This is a genomic window from Legionella sp. JM-2024, assembly GCF_055389095.1.
Genome location: NZ_AP039388.1, coordinates 2,247,674 through 2,269,286, shown reverse-complemented (window position 1 = coordinate 2,269,286; position 21,613 = coordinate 2,247,674). Strand labels below are relative to the sequence as shown.

Sequence of the window (21,613 nt, the reverse complement as noted above, 5' to 3'; positions counted from 1 at the left end):
AAAATTTTTACTTTTAGTTCAATTGAACCTGAGCCAGGAACAAATTATGCAGGAGTTTTATTGTGACGGGGAGTGTAAGCTTTAAGGGTGGATTGGATTTAAAATTTCTTGAGAATCCTGAATTTGAATCCAAAAAAGATTTACCTTCTTCAGAACGAAGAGCGGTAATTATTCGTAATACTTTACGTTTACTGATGATGGGATGGAATACATCATGGACGGAATTGTTTTCCTGGAAAGTATTAAAAGCGATTTATGTTCAACGTGATTCTCTTTTATTAAAAGAGTTTCGTTTAGCATTTCAGAAGGGTTTTGAAACTTTATTTACTCAATTACGCGATCGACAATTTACTCCTGAACAAAATGAGCAAATTCAGCTTTACATAAGCAATTGCCTTGGCTATTTACCGTTATTTGATTTAAATCCGTATGAATCTATTCAAATTCCCCAGAAGATCAATGATCAATGGGTTATGGTTGACTATTATGTAAAACCGATAGAGCTTACAAAACATCATGGACAAAATGAAATATTTTTGCGTGATCATGACCGGGTTTTTGCTTATGCACTCGAGCCAATAGATAATCAGAATGCTCAATCCCATTTAATTTTTATGGGAACTACTTATCCTGCTGGTCAAGGTTTCCTTTCTCAATTAGATACTGATATGAAAGGATTTGAGACGGTTGGCTATTCTTTGTATAAGAGCGGAAGAGAGAGCATTAAAGACTGGATTTTAAGTCAAAATGGTAAAATTCATGTTTGTGGTATAAGCCTTGGAGGTTCCTTAAGCCTTCTTTTGGCGATTGATATGGGGAAATACCTTTCCAGAGTAGATGCATTAAATCCTGCGGGGCTTCATGACTCTGACAATAAGGTGAAGTATGATGAATGGGATAAAATAAAAAACAAACCTCAGGTCGTTGTTCAACAGCAAGGTAATGATCCTGTATCTTTTTTCGGAGTTTGGAAAAAGGAATGGGATATTTTGCACGTCAGACCGCCAAAAGAGAAACAAGGCCCCAATCTTTTTTGTGATCATTTCTTAAATTATGCCGGGTTTGCAGAAACAGAGTTTACTTATATTTCAGCTGAACAAGAAAATGCCAAACGAAAAACAAGGAATTTTTGGCTTTATTCTTTAGGAAGAGGTGTTCTTTATTATTTTGCATTTGCACCTTATACCTATCTGGTCAGACCAGTCATGCACTATATTTCTGAAAAATGGCCATTATTAGTCTTGGGTCTTCTCCCTTTATTGGGTATTGCTACGGTAGTTGGTTTGACTGTTACAGGTATTGTTCCTGCCATTGTTTCAATAGTTACACTTGCTGTTTTTGCAATTTCCAGTAGTGCGTTTTACTTGTCTTTTGGATTAAGCAATTCTCAAGAAGAAGAAAAAACTATACAGGAGTGGTTGTATGATTTGATTTTCAAAATCAATAATGATTGTGCTGATGAGAACCAAATAAAACTGGCAAAACTGCATCATCCTTCTTCACCCAGAAATTCTTCAATGGATATTTATAAGAATGAAACAACTATTGATTTAACCTTTAAACAAATTAATACCTATTATAAGGTTACTCGTTGCCTGGTGAAACAAAAGGAGTTTCTCCCTTTCGATGATAAACCAGAGGAACGTTTCAATCAATTATCCAAAAGAGATGTATTATTAACTAGCATGAATTCTATTTCTCATGATGAAATCATTTCTCTTAAAATATCGAAGGCAAAAGCTATGCATATTAAACATACTTTGACTTTGGTTGATAGGATAGGCATGGAAAATGAATTAGAGTTAAAATCTGCTTTGGATCAGGAATATAATCAATATCGTATAGGGAAGCATTAGAAAAAGCAGATGGGGATAGTTTAACAACGTTGAAATGCTCTAAAACCTGGCATTTTGAAGTATCTTGGGTATAGAATAGCCCAATTATTTTAACGTCATTTCTGATCAATTCGTGCATCATTACCAAGATCTGATTAATATCTTTAATCTTTGCTTTGCAAAAGACTATAATACCCGGCTGGTTAGAGGAGGCGATGAGCCCATTTATCTGCCTGCGGATGACCAACGCTCCTATAATGCATTGTTTTTTGCTCATGGATTTTTTAGCAGTGCTTTGCATGAATGTGCGCATTGGCTCATTGCTGGAGAGGAAAGAAGAAAACTGGTTGATTTTGGTTACTGGTATGCCCCTGATGGGCGCACACCAGAGCAACAGGTTTTATTCCAGAAGGTCGAAGTGAAACCTCAAGCTTTGGAGTGGATACTTTCTGTAGCCGCTGGACATCCGTTTAGAGTGAGTATTGATAATTTAAATGGAATTGAAACGGATACAGAAGCTTTTAAGCAAGCAATACATAGGCAAGTGTTGCATTATTGTACTCAAGGATTACCTCAGCGTGCACAACATTTTCGTGACGCATTGTGCTCTTTTTACCATCGCTCTACTCAACTGACACTTGAAGATTTTGCAATTGATGAATTGTAATTCCTCAAGCGTGGTGGAGCACAACCCCAATTGTCCAATCGAGATTTTGTTCTGGCGGGATATAGTGGATTGCTTGATCAGGATAAATGCCATAACCGTCCACCATTAAGGCATAGTAATAAGAAGATAAAAGACAATATTGATAGAGATACTCATCATTAGGGTATTGTGAGTTAAGTGACTCCCATTGTTGATGACAAATTTGGCTATCTCCTTGTTGAAGTAAGTTTTGATTGGTTAACTGGCTGTTTTCAAAATGAAACAGTTTACTACTGGCTAGATTAGAGAGGCCTCCCAGACTGTACCATTCATTCACTGGATTTGATGTAAGAAGGGGCTGTATTTGCTGATTGACTTTATGAACGCTGTTCATTAATGAAGAAACTTCTTCTTCACAGGAAGGGGCATTACCCTGGCCTGACTCCCCATCAGGTAATGGATAATTGTTAGCGAAGCAAGAGGCTGAGTTAAGAAATTGATGTGACATTTCCGTTTGTCCCAATCCCAAAAAACTATGGACGTAGAGATTAATATGTTGACCATAGAGATTAAGCTCTACCTGGTTGCGTTGATTGATTTCATCGTTTTTGGGGATTGGAAATACAATTTGAACAGAGGCACCACCCATGTCCATGACACCAACCGATTTGTTTTGGGTTGATTTTAACGTACCTAGTTTATAATTGACCGCGATCCAGTCAAACAATGCCTCGTCATTGCCGGTAATTGTTTTTGCTTCTATCAGTTGCCATTGAGATTGTTGTTTAAACCAGCGTTCCAGTTCATCATAGTATTTTTTTTGCTTTGATTGGGGTAATAGCCGCATGCCTGCAGTAGCATAAAAATATACAGGTATATGTTGGGATGAGGCACTAGCTAATAAGGTCGTTAGGTAAGCATCAATTGTAGCGTAATTTGGTTCTATGCTTGCGAATCCAGGGTTCACTTTATTGACCGAAACTTCCTCAATATTTACTGGCGTGTTGGTATCATCCAAGTCATAAGAATAAATATGCAACCTTGAGCCTGTACTACCCGCATCAATTATCGCAACACAGGAATGTTCTTTACAGGAAGTGGCTTCAGCAAAAACATTTGGGACACTAGCTATTATACAAGAAAGAAAAACTAAAATTCGAAGCATTAGTTTATACAGAGCTAAAATTGAAGTTTTTGAATGGTACATTGTGTATATTTTGTTGTCAATAGTGTGCATTTGATCAAATGAGGTAAAAGTGTCTTTTGATATAAGCTAGTTCCAATTGTTGTCATTCTGAGTGGAGTGAAGAATCTCCAAAAACGAGAACCGATTTTCAATGTAGGAAACCCTTCGCGCTGCTTAGGATCTGATGAGTCCTTACGAATTTGTACAATTTTAAATGACCCTGTCATCCCTGCGAAGGCAGGGATCCATCCATCAAAATGATTCGTAACTCAAATTAATCTACTGAGGATTGTTTGACTCAATTAAGTTAATTTTCAATTGTCTTTTCCATCTTTTTATTTGTTTTTCCATATGATGCAGAGTTTTTTTTGCGAATTCGGCAGGATAGAATACCCTAATGAAACTTAGGATATACATCGCAAAATGGATCCCTGCCTTCGCAGGGATGACAGAATGTACTGGGATGACAGAGGCATTACTAAAATTGTACATTTTCGTGGAGATTTATCAGCTCAGGATAACATTCATTTAAACAGGAAATAGCTTCAGCTTAATATGGCCTGATTATTTAGATTAAAAGGTAATGCTGGAATTAATGGCATCCATATAAGGTGTTAATTGTTGTCAATTTGATTTAAATTTGAATTATTTATTTTCAAAATAGAACAAAAGTAGTAAAATAAATCTTTTTTATCTGTTTGATAATCATCTTTTTTTGAGTGACTTGAAAATGAACTCCCAAGAACAACGTGGATCCTTTTATGCCATTTTATCCGGTTTTCTTTACGGATTTATTGGTTATTTTGGGATTAGTGCAATTAATGGCGATTTGTCAGCAAGCAATATGTTGTTCTGGCGGTTTCTGATTTCCAGTATTTTTATTTTGATCGTTTTGATTCCACAATTAAAAAGTATACAGGACACCTACAGATCAATGTTTATCGCTTTTTTAAGTGGCGCTCTGTACTATGGCCTATCCACACTAATCTATTTTTATGCGTCTCTCTACATCGGATCTGGATTGTCCATGGTGATATTTTTTACTTATCCAGTGATTATCATGTTGTTAAATTATTTCTTCTATGGTCAAACTATTCCAAAGATATATTATTTGGCTATTTCGGTTATTTTAATAGGTATGGCCTTATTAATTGATATGGACGAAGTCGCATTTGATTTGTGGGGTATATTTCTTGGTTTAACTTCAGCCTTTTTTTATGCTTGCTATATTATTTCAAGTAAAAACAATAAAATTTCTCCTAATGTATCGACTCTAATGGTCTCTTTGGGTTGTATGGTAACCAGTTTTATTGTTGCTTGTTTAGGTCATACATTTAAAGTTCCAGGTTCTTTGCCTGTTTGGCTGAATTTGTTTGGTATAGGAATTATTGCAACAGTGATACCAATTTTATTAATGTTGTACAGTTTAAAGTACATTAGCTCAGAAAAAGCATCCATTTTATCCGTTTTAGAACCTGTTTTTGTAGTGATCTTTGGTGTATTGCTGTTGGGTGAAGTTCTTAAGCCTTGGCATGCTTTAGGTATTGTCTTCGTTTTGGCAGGCGCCTTGATTACTTTATTTAGTCATAAAATCAATTTGAATCAATTAAAAAAGCGATTATTTAAATTAACGTAAGTTCGATATACAAGGAAAGATACGCCTTTGATATCGAACTCCATTTAATTACGTTGAAAAATCTCGCGATATCTGATTCCAGCAATCTCTTGCAGCTCTATACTTTTCAGTTCTCCTTTTGGCTCGCATGCTCTGTGTATCCGCTCAACCCATGGATCGACTTGTCCGTCATCGATGATGACTTACGCTAAATGGTAGCTTTGAATGGCGGGATTTTACGGTCCGTGCCTTTTGCAGCCATTTTCGACGGAACCAGCTAATATGTACTATATTGTTCATATAACAACCTAAATGATATTTTGTTGTTCATTTAATGAGTGAGGCATAATATGACTGGTGAACTGTTATCGATCGACAAAAGGAACTTACAATCTGCCATAAAAAAATATCAAGAAAAGTTACGGTTAGAGCAAGTTTCCGGGATCGAAATGCAGGCGCTTGATGCTTGCTTGAGCGTTATGGATGAGGAATATAACGAGGAAAATCTAAAGAACCTAAGTGAAGATATCAATAAAATGGCTAAAGAAGAGCTTGGTATAATTGTTCGATACATAAACAAAACTATTGAAATAATGAGAAGAGTAGATGAATATTATAACCAGGTTGTCATTGATTTTAAAAGAAAAATTGAATATGGCTCCTATAGTCGTATGCCGGATATCAGGGAAGACGCTCTTGGGCAGTATTATTATTATAGGTTCTGTGAAATAGTTATGGGATTAGGTGATGAGATTGATAATCAAGATAATTGTGAGGTCTCATTGCCAAGTATTGATGCGAAATTCCTTGGAAAGGAGTTTTACAATAAAATATGTTTTGCTGCAGTGAATAAGGATGGCCATGCACTTGAGTTTGTTGAACCTGAGCACCTACCTGAAGACAAAGCAGAATATGCCAGAATATGCCGTGCTGCAGTAAATATGGATGGCTGTGCACTTGAGTTTGTTAAACCTGAGCACCTACCCGAAGACAAAAAAGCAGAATATGCCAAGATATGCCGTGCTGCAGTAAATGAGGATAGCCATGCACTTGAGTTTGTCAAACCTGAACACCTACCTGAAGACAAAGCAGAATATGACAAGATATGCCGTGCTGCAGTAAATGTGGATAGTCATGCACTTGAGTTTGTCAAATTTGAGCACCTACCTGAAGATAAAAAAGCAGGATATGCCATGATATGCCATGATCTAATTCAAAGTAATGGTTCGGCATTGGGATGGATGCCAGAGCAATACAGAAGTATAGAATTGTGTATGGTCGCATATGAAAGCGATGTATCAGCGCTAAAGTACTTTCCTCAGGAGGTTTTAAATAGCATTGCAAAGGATAGGGATTTAGCCACAAAAATCATTCAACGCAATTACTATGCCAAGGATATTTTACGTGGCCACAACAACGATATTCCCAATTTAATCGATTCCATTGCAACGGAACTGATGAAAACCTGTAAAATCATTGTCTTGCAATCTAAATCATCTGATGGTGAGCTCGAAGACATTGGCACCATTTATACAGATAAAAAAGATAAAGCGAAAGGGTTTAAAGGGTTATGGGTACGTACACCAGAAGAACTAATGAATTTACTCGATGAAATTGAAAAAGAACAGGATACAGATCATAAAGTAAACATTGCACTTGTCGGGCATGCCTCATTAAAAGCCAAGACTATGGTCGATATGAAGCCCAAAGACATAGCTAAGTTGGCCTATGGCCACCCATGTATCGAAAAAGTGACATTTCTAGGATGCATGAGTGGAGCCAGTAAAAAGAAAGTGCGTTTAACTGAAGAGCAAAAAAACCAGGAGGAACTGGAACAAAAAATTAACCAAACTGCTAGTGAATTAGAAGAAAAATATCCATTTCTTAAAAACAAAAAACGCAGTGAGAAGTTGGCACGGGACATCGTAGTTGGCAGTGCTTTAACGCCGTGTGGCATTGGCTTAATCAAAGGTCCGGTTGATTTTACAAAACTCACTTTACCCGAAAAACTCGATACTGCCTATGTGTTCATTGAAACAGATGGGCATTATGCGGTGCATTACTTACAGCGTACTCTGGAAGGCATTTCCCATCGTGAAGTTATAGAAAAACTGGACGAGTTACAACGGGTGTCACTTGTAGAATTAGGATTAACCAGTATGAAGCTTACTGTCACCAATGAACCCATACTTAATAAGCAAGGGGAGCAAGTTTTTGATAGAAAAACAAACAAACCCATAATGCGCATAAACAAAGAACGAGTGAATTTATTTTCACCTAATATGGAATTAACCAATGAGCCTTGTTGGATGATAAACAAAAAAGGAGAAATTGGTTCTCTAGATGATAATATATTAGTCGATATGCACGAATTCATCCCTGATTTCCGTGCCCGTCCTTTTGTTGAGCGCCCTTATCAAAAAACGCCAGAAAAACCCAGTTTCGCTAGAAAAACTACCATTGATTATGATGATAACCAAGAAGATTTTGCCAAAATAGAAGGTAGCTTGGTTGGTAGAACCTGTAAAGAATATAAGAATTTATTAGACAAAAATAAAACATCACACACCAGTGTAATTTTTGAGGGAACTCGCGGATTGCTAACGCCATTTACTTCAATTCATACTAAAGATACTGGACGACTTAATATTACAAAAAACGCTGAGCCATGGAAAAATGACTTATACAGCAAACACCGATTTTTTGGTCGTGATACTCATAACGTCGATACCGATGAGCTTGCTAGACAGCAACGTAAATTGCTCAAAGAAGGTTATTTAAAAATGGTTGGAGTGAAGATGAAATAAGAGGGTTCTAATGTAATGAACCATCCGTAAGCCTGTATGTCGCGAGTTATTAATTTATATCGTATAGCGCTCAACTCTAAAAATGGGAAAAACGAAACCGTGCTAGTCGTACTAAATCGCGATTATAAGTTATTATCACTAAACAAATATTTAATGTTAACTCCGCCCAGATCATGGTCAACAAATGACAAAAATGGTGATCACGTTTATAGCCCAAATCTGTGATATCTTGGCGCACATAAACTCCGTCTCCAGGGTCTTATATGGATTCTGTTAACATATATGGATCCTGATTAGATGCCATAAAGAGAGCCTCTTTTTTTGATATCGAACTCCCATTAAATTAGGGTGTGATTATTGAGGTGCTTATCCATTCCTCAATTCTTTTATGATCGGAAGCATTGAGTAATGCAGGAGCGTGCCCTGCATTTTTTATTTCATAAACCTCAGTTAGTTCGTGCGTTCTTTTCATTCGCTTAATGATTTCACTGGTTAGGAGATCAGAGCGAATACCATGAATCACTAAAACCGGGCACTTGATCTGTTGCCAAATCGACCAAAGATCAATGTCGTATAAAATGCCTTCTAAAGCTCTGTGGGGATGATGAAAAAATTCTGAGATGATTTGTAAAGTTGATTTTGGATTTTTTATTGCGGGATCAATTTTTGAGACATAAAGATTGGGGGCGCGTTGTTCAATACTGTTTGCAGTAAAAATATCCCATTGATGTTCGTTTTCAATCCCAAAATCAGCATAGTTGGTTTTGAAATGTTGTTTAGCTTCTTCCATGCTTTTAAAATCAGGATCCTTTCCTGCGTATTTAGCAAGTCTTCTTAATCCATGAATAGGTATCTGTGGGCCAATATCATTGAGTACAAGCCGTTTAATAGGGGAATTAGGCATAGCTGCTAACATCATTCCGATAATACCGCCCATAGATGTTCCAATCCAGTCAATTTGATGAGCATTGGTTCTCGAGATAAGGGTGGTCATATCCGATACGTATTGGGTAAAATTATAGTGGTGCGAGTTCTTAAACCAGGAACTATCCCCGCGACCTACAATATCTGGACAGAATATATGACGTCCTTTAGAGCTGAGATAGTTGGCCAACTCATCAAAATCCCTGGAATTGCGAGTATATCCATGCACACAAATAATAGTGGGTAACTCCGGATCAAAGCTACCCCATTCCGTATAAGCCACATGGTGAAACCCCTCTTCCGAGACTGCAAGGAAGCTATTTTTTTTCATGTTATCAGTTTATTGGTTTTAATGGATATTAATTAATACCAAATACCAGAATAATTTTGCACACCACAACATCCAGTATTGTAACTGCAACATGAAGAACTACTAGCACCGCAGCATCCACTTCCACAGCCACTCAGTAAGGCAGCGGCAGTAATAACTACTAAGGCCAGTATTATTTTTTTCATCGACTATCCTTGTTTTGTTCATGTATATTAAATATACTATATGATTTGCAAATTATCCAATTGATTGTATTTATTAATATTTGATTGATTATGTCTCTTACCAAGTGAGTCATTTGGTACAAAGCATTGATGGTGATACGGTGTTGCATGCTGCATGCAAACAACTCGGAATCCCCTAAAACCATTCTTGGGCTTATTCCTGAACCAGATAGATTGGATGCTGTTAAGGTTAAAAATAATGAAGATAAGGCGGTATTGGACTATGCGGCCGGTAACCCGGAATCTCTTAAAGTCATTCACGAATTTATTCCTGCACCAGGCAGCTTGAATGCAGTTAAAAATGAAAAGTCATCGTCTATTAATAATAACCGCTTTTTGCAAACACAAATTCACAAAAATCTGTTACTGAACCAAGCAAAATCAAACCGATGGACGTAACTGAGAAAAAAGATACCGATACAGGAGAGGGCGAAAAAATCAACCCCAGTTTTTGAAAAATTAAGATATAAAATTCATTCGCAAAAATTATGAGCAGAGCGGGTTCTGTTTGTGAGCACTAACATATAAAAGGCATGTAATGCCTTTTATATGAATTTTCAGAGAACAGATTCAGTTAACCTAAGATGCCCGAGCATTGGTTATTAGTTTTGACCAGGATAACTTTACTGTCTTGATTTAAGGTGAGAGAGCCGCAAGAGACATCTTCACCAAAAATAGAATCCTTTTTATATCCAAATTGATATTCCTGGTTTATTGGCCCTTTCCCTGAAAAAGAGTTTCCTAGGGCTCCAAATTTGTTTCCATTGACTGAATAACCGATTGCAATGACATCTTTTTCTTTGGTATTCACTGTGATGTTGATTGTGTCGGTTGAAAAAGCTTGTGAAGTAATCAGAGATAAAAGTACAGCACTAAAACTGATTCGTGAAGAGTTTAACATCTTTAATCCTTTATACTTAGTTGACATTCGGGTAATAAAGTAATTAGAAAATCTTATTTTGTCTATAGATTAAAGATATTCCCGAACCCAAATTACTGCAAAGGATACATTTGTAGCCATTGTAATTTCCATAATTCATAGAGGAATAATTGATTATGATCATTATTGCAATAAGGTTGCAGATCTTTTATGGGTAGAAAGCGATTATTGGCAATATGGCTAAGTAAATCCAAAGAAACTCCTTGAATATCCCATTCATCCCCATTGACATAAAAATGATATTCAGATGTTGTATCATCCTTTTGATAAGCAAAACGACATGTTGCGTCTCTGAATAACCCTTGATTCTTATTGAGTTCTTTAATAAAGTCTTCCAAACTCAGCAACTCTTCCTCGTCTAAAGGCAAGGCTAAGTGTTGTTCGGCGGATTGATCAAGTCTTGTAGCAAAACAGCCAAACCAGGACTTGATGATTGTTTCATTTTCGAGCATTTGTTTTAGCAATTTTCTGGCATTTTCCCATGCTTGAGGTGTTATTTCTGATGTATTTTTAATGTGAGACCAATCAGGATCTTGATAAAGTGTTTCAAACACGCCTTTTTCAGATAAATAATCACCCAAGCTGTCCCATAGTTCTTGTCCTTTATAACTGCGGTAGCCGAAGGAATAAGTCATACATTGTTCTGATTGAGCAATTCCATAATGACCTATATGCGGTGGCAAATAAAGCATATCACCTTCTTCAAGAAGAATTTGTTCCTCAATATCAAATTCTTTCATAATTCGCAATTCAAGATCTTCTATAAAATTTTTAGTGTGACATTTTTGAGAAGTTAAAGACCACTGCCGGCTTCCCTGAGCCTGATATAAAAAGACATCATAATTATCAAAATGGGGGCCAACACTGCCATAAAGTGTTGCATAACTAATCATGACATCATCAATACGCCATTGAGGAATAAAATTAAAATGTTCAAGTAATTCGTAGACTTCAGGTATGATACGATCGACTCCTTGTACCAATAAGGTCCAGTGTGTCTTGGGCAGATGAGTCAAATCAGATTCTTTAAAGGGGCCTCTTTTTAAATGCCATTGAGGCGAATGATTGGGAGTTTCAGAGACAAGTCTGCTTTCTACCTCTTCTTCAAGGGCAAGTCCTGCCAGTTCATCAGGTGACAGCGGATTAATAAAGTCAGGTATGGCTTGGCGAATCACGAGCGGTTTTTTTTGCCAATAATCTTTTAAAAACGTTTTTACAGTAATTTCTTGAAAGTGAACCATTATTGAAGATTTTATTTTAATAAATGTGGTTCATTTAAGCATTTTGAGACTCAATAAGGCAACTATTAAATAACGTGAGTTCGATATAAAAGGCAAGGAAATGTCTTTTATATCACTAAACGAACGTTAATTTATTACCCAGTTTAGATTGAATTGTCGCACAACTCAGTTTTTTATGTGGCTTAATGTTCGACGTAAGTGTTTAAATAATAAAATAGTTTGCTTTTTATTTTCCCTGGTATTCATCGAGGTCCGCTGTAAACGTAATTTTTCATAATGAGCAAGAAAAGTAGTAATGGCTTGTGTGAGATTAGGAATTTTAGTCGCTAATAGGTTGCATTGCTTTTTTAGGGTTGCAGGTGGATCGATTGAAATATTAAATCGCCTGAATTCCTTTTGTAAGAGATGGTATTCGTTTAATAGAGGATCCAGGTTCTTTTTTTGTCTCCATTGATAACAAACACCAAGCAAAACAATAAACAAAACAAAAGAGACGGCACTAGCTTGTAATAATTGGCTCATTTTCCATTGTCCAAGGCCTGTTCGTTCCAATAATTCATGCTGAGCATCTTGATTATAAAACAGCAACCAACGTTCAATGAAAAAACGTGTTGATTCCAGGAATAATTTGGTTCGTTGCAACCAGGTAATGGATGATGGGTCAATTGATAATGGCTGATTTACGCGAGAGCTTTGTCTTGCAAGAATGGATGGATCTATGCGAGAGGGTGAAATAAAAGAAGTGGGATCTAATTGCTTCCAGCCATATCCCTTTTGCCAATACTCTAACCAGGCATGAGCATCATATTGTTTGATGGTTAAATAGTTCGCAAAGGGATTCCATTCACCTCCTTGATAGCCAACAACAATTCGAGCAGGGATACCAACGGATCGTAAAATAACAGTGACCGCACTTGCGTAATGTTCACAAAATCCTTTTCTGGAATGAAACCAAAAGTAATCCATTTGGTTTTTCTGGTCATCCAGGTTCGGTGGAGTTAAGGTATACCAGTATGCTTCCTGTCTTATGTAATTCTGAATAAATTTTACAAAAGCTTGCGGATCGTGATTCAGTTGGGCAAATTGCTTTGTTGCCCAAGCGCTAATTCTGGGGTTTAAATGGCTTGGTAATCGGGTATTCAATACCAGGTCTTTTTGTGTCAATGTGCGATAGGGGGAGGGCTTTATCTGCAAAGTATAAGCAAATCGTTGAGTAATGATGTCTTTGGCCTGGCTGATCAAACCAAAGTTGGGCGAAAATAAGAGATGGGGATATCCTGCTATTGGATAACCAAGGTAAAATAGCCATTTTTTTTGATGAGGCTCTAATATGACTTCATAATCTCCCGCATTGGGGTCAGTTAGTTCCTGGAGTCCAGGGAAGGTTGATGAGACATTCCAGGCGGGATTCCAACTGATACCATTATAAAAACTCAAAGTTAATCCTCGCCAGTAACCATTAAGAATGGCTTTGCTTTTAAATGTAATTCGTAAAGCAGTACTGTCGTCACCAGCCAAACTCACAATAGAGCCTGGATTCATGTATTCACTAAACCCTGTGTGGCTCTGTCCTAAAGAAGGAACTTGCCAAAGTGGATTTGCTATACGCGGAAAAATATAAAACAGAATGACACTTAGTGGTATCGCAACAAGTAGCTGCTTTATGCTAGCTCTGCTTATTTGTCTTAGTGACGCTTGAGGGGCGTTTAATTTTAACATTAAAGAGAGATTAGCTACTATGGCGATTAGAAGGTAGGCTATGATCCATAGCTCCTGCACTACAATTAAAGCAGAAAAGATAAGATAAAAATTACACAATATCAGTATTTTTATGTCTCTTATGCTATGAACTTCAATAGTCTTTAGTCCAATGAAGGTCAGTAAAAAACCGATAAAAAAACCACTGGACACCATGCTGCCATATTGAAATTTTAATAGAAAAAGGCAGCTAATAACCAAAATAAAACGTATCCATTTACTGAGTAATGGGTAAGCAAAGTAATCTGTGATGAATTTGTAGCCCATTGCAGACAAAATGAGGATAATAAGCCACCAGGGAGCTGTAAAAAAATGAGGAATGTAGCATAATAATGTGACTAAAAGGGCATGCCTGATAATTATAAGAAGAGTACGCTGTGAGGCTGTGAAGTTCATTAATATTCCGCCAATTGACGTAAGCAGTGTCGTAGATGTTCTTCACCATGGGCAAATTTATCCAGGCTTTTCCCCAGATCTAAATTATAAAACTGTCCTTGGGATTCAGCAGTAACCAGCCAATAACTTAAATGTCTCAGTTTTTCTTCCATCTGTTCAACTGGCAAGTCATTTAACGTAAATAGCCAATAAATGCCTTCAGTACTATCCATTGTTTTTAGATACCACCCCTGGCCCTTTGCGGCAATTTTCCATGCAATAAGATTAAGTTGTATCCACGGATTTTCTACTTGTTTTAAGTCATAGATTTCATTGTCTCCGGGAGAATCTATTTTCCTTTTATCTTGATTATAAACAGGTAAAGGCCAAAAACCGGGATCAATTGGCTGGGGGTAGACATAATAATTGCTATCAAAACGGACATATCCCCATACTCGAAATAGGCCAAAAGGAAAACGACTTGAGACTGTAATTTTCGGCAGGACATAGCATCCTCTCCCAGTTGTTACTATTGGTAAAATAAATTGCATACCTTGTGGAGGGACTTTTTCTAAACGGGAAATGAGCTGATTGCCTAGTAGAAACTCGAGTTCAAAATGAACTCTATTCCTGGATTGAATAAACAGGACAACCTGAACAGGTTTTCCTTCATAGGTGTCTTCAATGGAAATCAAACGAATAGACAGATCTTTCAGGTTGGCATGTGTTTCCCATGCGCTAATAATACCAATAGTCGCCAGAAGAAAAGTCATTAAAAAAATAGTGCTGATTTGATAATTGATTGCACCAGAAAATAAGGATAGTACGAGTAATCCATAGGCCCAGCCAAATCCAGAAGGCAAAATATAAATATTTTTTGAATCAAGAAATTGAGGGTTGCTTTTAGTGATTTTTTTGTTAATCCACTTATCCCAATAAGCGAATATTCTCTTTTTAATTTGCTTGATCACACTGGAACCTCGATTTCATTCATCAAAAGCTCAGCAGCCGATAATTGGATTTGTGATTTTTTGATAATTAAACGATGGTTTACAACAGCTGGCATGACGGCCTGAATGTCATCTGGTCGAACAAAATCCCTATCATCAGTTCTGGCAAATGCTTGAGCCGCATGGACTAACCCTATTCCGGCCCTTGGACTTAAACCATGATTGAACCATCCTTGATTTCTACTGGCTGCTAAAAGAGATTGAACATAATCAAGAACTAATTCTGATACCAGGACTCTTTGACTTTCCCTCTGTAGATCTTGTAACTGTTGTGGATTAATGATTGGGATCAATGCACTTAATGGCGTATTCAAGTTGGGTGATTTTAAGAGTTGACGTTCAGCATCTGGAGGTGGATATCCAATGACTAAGCGCATCAAAAATCTATCCAGTTGGGATTCAGGCAAGGGATAGGTTCCCGTATGATAGGATGGATTTTGTGTTGCAATAACAAAAAATGGCTGAGGGAGAGATTCTGTGCCCATATCAGTGGTTACTTGCCTTTCTTCCATGGCTTCTAATAAAGCACTCTGTGTTTTAGGTGTGGCTCTATTGATTTCATCGGCCAGGATTAATTGTGAGAATATGGGACCTTTATGAAAATGAAATGCCTTGCGTTCGTTATCGTAAATGGAGATACCTAAAAGATCACTGGGCAAAAGGTCGCTGGTAAATTGTATGCGTCGGTATTGCATGCCAGTCAGTTGAGCTAAAGCATGGCTAAAAGTCGTTTTACCCATCCCTGGGATGTCTTCGAGTAATAAGTGGCCATTGGCTAATAAACAGGTGATACCTAACCTGATAACGTCCTCCTTTCCAAGGAGAGCATGACTTAACGCTTGTTGTAATTGTTTTATCATAATGAAAGCCATTTCAAGATGATTATAAGGAAGTATAGACCTTTATGTGTTGATTATGGATTATTATTCTGCAAAATGCGTTCCAGCTCTCCTTTTGCTTGACGTGAGAAATTGATTAGGCTTGCTTCTTCATCAAAAAATTCAAAAGATTTCATTAAGGCATCTTCATCATGTTTTTGGAATGCTTTCGCTTTTTTCTCAATTTCTTCAGGTTTGTAACCAAGAAACTGTAAGATTTCCTTAGTCATAGTTAACGAAGAATCAAATAATTCTCTTTTGAAATAGTGTACTCCCGCTTTATGCAATTCATAAGCATGACGTCGATTTCTTGCTCTGGCATAAATTTTTAATTGGGGAAATTCTTGTTTCGCTAATTTAACAATTTCCAAGTTGATGTCAGGGTTCCCAACAGTAACTATTAATAATTTGGCATGTTCAGCTCCTGCACTTTTTAAGAGATCTAATCGATTCGCATCTCCGAAATATCCAGAGTAGCCAAATTTACGTAGTAGCTCGACTTGTTCCGGGTTTTTTTCCAAAACAGTTACCTTTATGTTTTCGCCACTAAGAAATCGACCAATGATCTGACCAAAACGTCCATAACCAGCGATAATAATGTTATTGTTTTCATGAATAGAGTCGTATTCTCTTTCAGGCAATTTACTTATTAATTTCGGTACCATAAAACGATGATACAAAAGCATTAAAAATGGTGTGGCTAACATGGATAAGGCAACAACCAAAGTAAAAAAACTGCTTATTTCCGGGCTTATCGCTTTTGAAGAAGTTGCGTATTGAAAAAGTACAAAGGCGAATTCTCCACCCTGTGATAGCCCAAGGGCGAAACCAAGTGCCTGGATTTTAGTGAGTCGAAACATCTGACCAAGTATAAAGAGAATTAATGCTTTAATTGTAATTAACCCAAATACTACCGGGATAATTAAAGTCATTTGTTTGAAGAGTAAATTGAAGTTAATACCCATACCAACCGAGATAAAAAACAATCCAAGCAGAAGACCTTTGAAAGGTTGTATATCGGCCTCAACAGTACGCTTGTACTGTGAGTTGGCTAAAACCATTCCAGCGATAAAAGCCCCTAAAGCAGGGGATACGCCGATTATTTCCATCAATAATGTAATCCCAACAACCAAAGATAGGGAAAATGCTGTAAATACTTCCCTGATGTTGGTTTTTGCGATGATTAAAAACATGTACCGGGATAAATAGTGGCCAGCTAAAATAACACTTCCAATAATTCCAGCGACTACTAAGGCATGGAGCCATTTGGGTAGCTGTGCAATAGAGGTTGCTGTATGAGGATTAATATTGACATTGATCCCATGATGATTTCCTAATAGCGGTAAAATAACCAATATTGGAATGACCGCAATGTCCTGAAATAAGAGCACAGCAAAAGAAGTTTCACCTTCGGCTGTTTTCAACAGATTTTTCTCTTGCAGCATTTGCAGGACCAAAGCCGTTGAAGATAAGGCAAGTGCCATACTGACCGCAACACTGGCTTTCCAACTGTAACCCATCATAATAGCGGCTAATGAGAGCGCGCCTGTTGTTAACAAGACTTGCATGCTGCCCAAGCCAACTATTAATTTGCGCAGCTTCCAGAGCATGATTGGCTCTAACTCCAGGCCAATCAGGAATAACATCATGACTACTCCAAATTCTGCAAAACGCATAATTTGTTCGGAATTGCCTATCAGCTTAAGTCCAAAAGGTCCGATTAGAATACCCACAATCAGATAGCCGATCACAGAACCAAGTCTAAATCGACTTGCCAACGGAACCATAATACTGGCAGCAGCAAGGAAAATGAAAACATTAAGCAGTAAATGACCGTTCATTAGTAACCCTGAAATTAATTTATTTTTCGTGACAATTTTTAAATTTTTTACCACTTCCACAAGGACAGAGGCTATTACGGCCTATTTTTTGTTTGTTTTGCTTATTAGGTAACTGTTTTTCCATACCATCCACATAAAACCAGGTAGAGTCTTCTTTTTGAAATTCGCTCAATTCGTGTATAGTCTTCAACTGATTTTTGTCGAGAAAACTGGCTATAAATTCAACAAAGCCTTTGCCTGGATTTTCCATATAGGTTTGAATAACATTTAAACCCATCCAGGAAACTCCTTGAGCCCATTCTTTTGCTTCCGATTCGTTAAAAGTTATTAGTGGTTTCCCTTTCATGGTTTGTTTAATATAATCGATTTTAGCCAGGGTATAGGCAGTATACCTTGAGCGCATTAATTGCTCTGGTGTTTGTGGTGGCTGATTGTTTTCAATAAAGACTCCACAACATAATTGGTATTTATTTTGCGATCCACAAGGACATAGTATCATGTAATTACCTGTAAAATCTGATTATTTGTCTATTTGAAATGTATAATGCGATCCTGCTATTGTCAGTTCAAATGTCAGTTTTGGATTATATTCTATATTGCATGAGTTTTTTTCTAAACTGTTTTATCGAATTAGGCTTCTTTTTTCTTTTATGAATGCATAAATAAATTGTGATGGTCATCACCAAACGAAAACTCCAGCTTATATTTTGGTGAAGCCGCTTGGCAAAATAGAAAAGCTAATTATTAGCAACGGATCCTATTTTTTTCGCTGTCTTTGGCGATCTTTAATCGGATTCAACTCGTCGAATAGACTGGAGGTAGTATTTTTTCAACAATGCATTTATAATTGCGCATTTATTGAACTATCCGATTTAAAAGATGATTGATATCGATGCCATCAACAAGCTAATCGAAGAGAAGAAACAATTAATTTCTACAAACGTTTCAGAACCGCATGATTTCAACAGCGTTAAACAACGTGTATTACAGTTAGAGCTGGGAGAAGCAATAAATTATCTTTTGGAACTTCTTAAGGATGTTGAGCATTTTGAAGAACGATTCCAACAACGATGCGCGGAAAGAGCAAAAAATGCAAATCAATTTATTGGTTTTGGCCAATTAGCATCCAGTGAAACCAATCGTCTTTATTGGGAAACAGCAAGACTTGTTTTTAAACCCCAAAGCGTGTCCGACATGCTGTCTATCATAGCGCCGCATGTCAAAAAACAACTTAAGGTAACGCTTTCACAAAACATCTCTCGCCCATTAAAACAAGAGAAACTGGAAGGCATAGAGCCGGTTTTGGACTTAAAGGAAAATACATCCAAATTAGAAAAAGAGCCTCTTCTATCAGATTTGTCCCATTATGTGATAAGCGGGGAGATGATTTTTGATGTTCGGTCCATACAAAATTTCCCACTACGTAGCCAGGCCAAATTATATGAATACTTAAAGAAAGAACACCCCAAGCTCTGTAATGCATTGTATGAACATAATCAGGCGTTAAGAGTCTTAAAAGAGGACATGGCTATTTTTAATAATCAGGGGATGACTCCTAAACAGGCTCTGCAGTTATTAATTAAAGGGTTAACACTGGGTGGCGAGCGAATGACAGGAAGTGCGTTTGCCAACGAAGCCGCCACAGAAGCCATTGATGCGTTTATGTCTTATTGGAATGCCTTACCTTCAGAGGTGCAAGACCCTTTAAGAAAGGTGACGGGGCCTCATGGTGATTTAGCCAGCGTTATCGATAAGGAGCTTCTGAAAGGAACTTGTGTTGAGACAGCAGCGCTTCATGTAAGCTCAATAGTAGAGGCTAATGCCAAAACACCATTATTGAATCAACCGGCTAAAATGACCAGGGACAGTTTGAAGCGCCTGGAAAAAAAATACAAGCACATTAATCCAGGACAGGATGACAGCGGCATCCAATTGCCTGAGCGTTTAATTGCCCAGACTATTTTAGGCATTGCACCTAAAAATTCCTATGAATTGGTGGTGCTGATTTTGAATTTTCCGCCTTCTTTATATGCCCATTTGTTAAAGAATATAAAGCTCACCGACCCCGAAAAAGCCTTAAACGCCATAAGTGATGTAATAAAACAAACATGGTTGACCAAAGAGCAAACTGACGCCCTTGCTGATGCCGTCATTCAATATTACAAGGTGCTAAACCCCGATGGAAATATTCTGCATTGGGCCGTTGAAACAGATAATGCCCTCTACGTAACAAAAGCTCTGGAGTCCATTCCTGAAAAAGCCAGATTGGCAACGGTTCAGGTTAAAGATAGTAATGGCAAAACGATGTTGCATTATGCAGCAAGCTATCCTGAATCCCTAAAAACCATTCTTGAGTTTATTTCCGAAAAAGCCAGATTGGCTGCGGTTCAAGTTAAAGATGGATTTGGTGATATGGTATTGCATCATGCAGCAAGATCTTCTGAATCCTTAAAAACCATTCTTGAGATTTATCCCACCAAAGAAGATAAATTGGCTGCAGTTCAGGTTAAAGATAATAATAGCGATACGGTGTTGCATTATGCAGCAAGCTCTCCTGAGTCCTTAAAAACCATTCTTGAGATTTATCCCACCAAAGAAGATAAATTGGCTGCAGTTCAGGTTCAAGATAGTGATGGTCAAACGGTGTTGCATAAAGCAGCAAGTTATCCTGAATCCTTAAAAACCATTCTTGAGCTTATTCCTGAAAAAGAAAGATTGGCTGTGGTTCAGGTTAAAAATAAATCGGATATTACGGTACTGCATAAAGCAGCAAGTTATCCTGAATCCTTAAAAACCATCCTTGAGCTTATTCCTGAAAAAGAAAGATTGGCTGCGGTTCGGGTTCAAAATAACTATGGTGATACGGTACTGCATAACGCGACACGCCATCCTGAATCTTTAAAAGCCATTCTTGAGCTTATTCCCGAAAAAGCCAGGTTGGCTGCAGTTCAGGTTAAAAATAAATCGGATATTACAGTGCTGCATAAAGCAGCAAGTTATCCTGAATCCCTAAAAACCATCCTTGAGCTTATTCCTGAAAAAGAAAGATTGGCTGCAGTTCAGGTTAAAAATAAATCTGATATTACAGTACTGCATAAAGCAGCAAGTTATCCTGAATCCTTAAAAACCATCCTTGAGCTTATTCCTGAAAAAGAAAGATTGGCTGCAGTTCAGGTTCAAGATAATAATGGTGATACGGTGTTGCATACAGCGGCAAACCATCCTGAATCCTTAAAATCCATTCTTGAGTTTATTCCCGAAAAACATAAATTGGCTGCGGTTCAGGTTAAAAATAAATCTGGTATTACGGTGTTGCATTATGCGGCGAGCAAACCGGAGTCCTTGAAAACCATTCTTGAGCATATTCTCGAAAAAGATAAATTGGCTGCGGTTCAAGTTCAAGATGACCATGGTAATACGGTCTTGCATTATGTAAGACCCTTAAACTACAAAATCGCTCTTGAACTTCTTCCCGAAGAAGATAGATTGACTGCGCTTCAGATTCAAGATGACTATGGCAATGCGGTGTTGCATGATGTGGCAAGCAACCCTCAATCCTTAAAAGCCATTCTTGAGCTTATTCCCGAAAAAGATAGGTTGGTTGCGATTCAAGTTCAAGATAAATATGGTGATACGATGTTGCATAAAGCTTTACATAGCACAAATAGCCTTGAGTCATTCTATCAAATTATCGATTTGATACCTGAAACCCAACAAAGAGAGGCACTCAACTCTAAAAATGGAAAAAATGAAACCGTGTTAGCCGTAATAAACCGTGACTTTAAAACACTAACGCAATCACTAAATAGATATTTAATGTTCGCCTCGTCCGCATCTCAACCATCTCAATCAAAAAACAGCAATGATGAGGGTCAAGTCTATAGCCCAAATCTGTGATATTTTGGGGGCATAAAATTTCATCTCTAGCCATTATGGAAATTTTTATAGTAAATTAAAATGACTCATTCAAAAAATTACGTGCCTCAGGGTCGAAATAAGTCA

Annotated in this window: 16 protein-coding genes; 6 read left to right on the top strand and 10 right to left on the bottom strand. The window is 37.4% G+C overall.

Annotation, left to right across the window (positions count from 1 at the left end):
- Positions 1-62: 62 nt before the first annotated feature.
- Positions 63-1,856, top strand: coding sequence for a hypothetical protein (locus ACZ5EK_RS10020; protein WP_464429360.1), 1,794 nt, complete (start codon positions 63-65; stop codon positions 1,854-1,856).
- Positions 1,857-1,968: 112 nt separating this feature from the next.
- Positions 1,969-2,502 (top strand): elongation factor P hydroxylase, encoded by a 534-nt coding sequence (locus ACZ5EK_RS10015; RefSeq protein WP_464429359.1) that lies wholly within the window; start codon positions 1,969-1,971, stop codon positions 2,500-2,502.
- Between the two features lie 4 nt (positions 2,503-2,506).
- On the opposite strand, the gene ACZ5EK_RS10010 is transcribed toward ACZ5EK_RS10015, so the two are convergent.
- On the bottom strand, positions 2,507-3,646 hold the full coding sequence (locus tag ACZ5EK_RS10010) for a multidrug DMT transporter permease (RefSeq protein ID WP_464429358.1): 1,140 nt from the start codon (positions 3,644-3,646) through the stop codon (positions 2,507-2,509).
- 751 nt (positions 3,647-4,397) lie between these two features.
- On the opposite strand from ACZ5EK_RS10010, the gene ACZ5EK_RS10005 reads away from it, so the two are divergent.
- Entirely contained in the window at positions 4,398-5,303 is a 906-nt protein-coding gene (locus ACZ5EK_RS10005; protein WP_464429357.1) for a DMT family transporter, read from the top strand.
- A 329-nt stretch (positions 5,304-5,632) separates the two neighbouring features.
- Positions 5,633-8,089: a hypothetical protein gene (locus tag ACZ5EK_RS10000; protein ID WP_464429356.1), complete on the top strand. Its 2,457-nt coding sequence runs from the start codon at positions 5,633-5,635 to the stop codon at positions 8,087-8,089.
- A gap of 343 nt (positions 8,090-8,432) precedes the next feature.
- Here the strand turns inward: ACZ5EK_RS10000 and ACZ5EK_RS09995 are convergent, their stop codons facing one another.
- The gene (locus ACZ5EK_RS09995) at positions 8,433-9,344 is read right to left on the bottom strand and encodes an alpha/beta fold hydrolase (RefSeq protein ID WP_464429355.1); all 912 of its coding nucleotides are present in this window, start codon (positions 9,342-9,344) and stop codon (positions 8,433-8,435) included.
- 32 nt (positions 9,345-9,376) lie between these two features.
- Positions 9,377-9,529 (bottom strand): hypothetical protein, encoded by a 153-nt coding sequence (locus ACZ5EK_RS09990; protein WP_464429354.1) that lies wholly within the window; start codon positions 9,527-9,529, stop codon positions 9,377-9,379.
- Between the two features lie 147 nt (positions 9,530-9,676).
- Here ACZ5EK_RS09990 and ACZ5EK_RS09985 point away from each other — a divergent pair, with 147 nt between their 5' ends.
- On the top strand, positions 9,677-9,967 hold the full coding sequence (locus tag ACZ5EK_RS09985) for a hypothetical protein (protein WP_464429353.1): 291 nt from the start codon (positions 9,677-9,679) through the stop codon (positions 9,965-9,967).
- Between the two features lie 175 nt (positions 9,968-10,142).
- Here ACZ5EK_RS09985 and ACZ5EK_RS09980 read toward each other — a convergent pair whose 3' ends face one another.
- The 7 genes from ACZ5EK_RS09980 to ACZ5EK_RS09950 all read right to left on the bottom strand — a co-directional run bounded on the left by ACZ5EK_RS09980 (position 10,143) and on the right by ACZ5EK_RS09950 (position 18,110).
- The gene (locus ACZ5EK_RS09980) at positions 10,143-10,469 is read right to left on the bottom strand and encodes a hypothetical protein (RefSeq protein WP_464429352.1); all 327 of its coding nucleotides are present in this window, start codon (positions 10,467-10,469) and stop codon (positions 10,143-10,145) included.
- Positions 10,470-10,561: 92 nt separating this feature from the next.
- Positions 10,562-11,749, bottom strand: coding sequence for a cupin domain-containing protein (locus ACZ5EK_RS09975; RefSeq protein ID WP_464429351.1), 1,188 nt, complete (start codon positions 11,747-11,749; stop codon positions 10,562-10,564).
- 165 nt (positions 11,750-11,914) lie between these two features.
- On the bottom strand, positions 11,915-13,903 hold the full coding sequence (locus ACZ5EK_RS09970; RefSeq protein WP_464429350.1) for a transglutaminase TgpA family protein: 1,989 nt from the start codon (positions 13,901-13,903) through the stop codon (positions 11,915-11,917).
- Complete coding sequence (locus ACZ5EK_RS09965) at positions 13,903-14,853, bottom strand: hypothetical protein (protein WP_464429349.1); 951 nt, start codon at positions 14,851-14,853, stop codon at positions 13,903-13,905. The genes ACZ5EK_RS09970 and ACZ5EK_RS09965 overlap by 1 nt, the downstream gene beginning before the upstream one ends.
- Positions 14,850-15,752: an AAA family ATPase gene (locus tag ACZ5EK_RS09960; protein WP_464429348.1), complete on the bottom strand. Its 903-nt coding sequence runs from the start codon at positions 15,750-15,752 to the stop codon at positions 14,850-14,852. Before ACZ5EK_RS09960 ends, ACZ5EK_RS09965 begins: the two co-directional genes overlap by 4 nt.
- 53 nt (positions 15,753-15,805) lie before the next feature.
- The gene (locus ACZ5EK_RS09955) at positions 15,806-17,611 is read right to left on the bottom strand and encodes a monovalent cation:proton antiporter-2 (CPA2) family protein (RefSeq protein ID WP_464429347.1); all 1,806 of its coding nucleotides are present in this window, start codon (positions 17,609-17,611) and stop codon (positions 15,806-15,808) included.
- Between the two features lie 19 nt (positions 17,612-17,630).
- Entirely contained in the window at positions 17,631-18,110 is a 480-nt protein-coding gene (locus ACZ5EK_RS09950) for a YchJ family protein (protein ID WP_464429346.1), read from the bottom strand.
- A gap of 380 nt (positions 18,111-18,490) precedes the next feature.
- On the opposite strand from ACZ5EK_RS09950, the gene ACZ5EK_RS09945 reads away from it, so the two are divergent.
- Complete coding sequence (locus tag ACZ5EK_RS09945) at positions 18,491-21,508, top strand: hypothetical protein (RefSeq protein WP_464429345.1); 3,018 nt, start codon at positions 18,491-18,493, stop codon at positions 21,506-21,508.
- The last annotated feature ends 105 nt before the right edge of the window (positions 21,509-21,613 follow it).